The organism is Actinomadura roseirufa, assembly GCF_900659635.1.
GTDB lineage: Bacteria > Actinomycetota > Actinomycetes > Streptosporangiales > Streptosporangiaceae > Spirillospora > Spirillospora roseirufa.
In genome coordinates, this window is the sequence record NZ_CAACVB010000581.1 from 1 (window position 1) to 853 (window position 853).

The 853-nt window shown below is 68.8% G+C and carries 1 protein-coding gene; it reads left to right on the top strand.

Translation table 11 applies throughout. From position 1 onward, the window contains the following. Positions 1-853, top strand: an 853-nt coding sequence (locus tag E1291_RS41535) for a nucleotide sugar dehydrogenase (RefSeq protein WP_131743490.1), incomplete at both ends; no start/stop codon positions are given.

Genomic DNA, 853 nt, shown 5'->3' on the forward strand with positions numbered 1-853 from the left:
CGGCGGAGGTCGAGGAGATGGTGGGGGCCGGGTTCACGCCGAGCCTGGACGAGGACGTCCTGGACGGTGCCCGGACGGTGGTGATCTGTGTGCCCACTCCCCTGTCGGAGGAGGGCGGACCCGATCTGACCGCGGTGCGGGGCGCGGCCGAGACGGTGGCCCGGCATCTGGAGCCCGGGACGCTGGTGGTGCTGGAGTCCACCACCTACCCCGGCACCACCGAGGAGGTCGTGCGTCCCATCCTGGAGACCTCCGGCCTGTCGGCCGGCGAGGAGTTCCACCTGGCCTTCTCTCCCGAGCGCATCGACCCCGGCAACGCCGTCTACGGCGTCCGCAACACCCCCAAGATCGTCGGCGGTCTCAGCCCCGCGTGCGCCTCGGCAGCCTCGGCCTTCTACGGCAAGTTCGTCGAGCGCGTCGTGCAGGCCAAGGGCACCCGCGAGGCCGAGATGGCCAAGCTCCTGGAGAACACATACCGCCACGTCAACATCGCGCTGGTCAATGAAATGGCCGTGTTCTGCCACGAACTGGGCATCGACCTGTGGGACGCCATCGACTGCGCGGCCACCAAGCCCTTCGGGTTCCAGGCCTTCCGTCCCGGGCCCGGTGTCGGCGGGCACTGCATCCCGATCGATCCCAACTACCTGTCCTACAAGGTCCGCTCCCTGGGCTATCCGTTCCGCTTCGTCGAGCTCGCCCAGGAGATCAACGAGCGCATGCCCCGCTACGTGGTCGAGCGGGCCCAGCAGCTCCTCAACCGCCAGGGACGCGCCCTCAAGGACGCCAAGATCCTTCTGCTGGGCGTCACCTACAAGGCCGACATCGCCGACCAACGCGAATCACCCGCACGGCC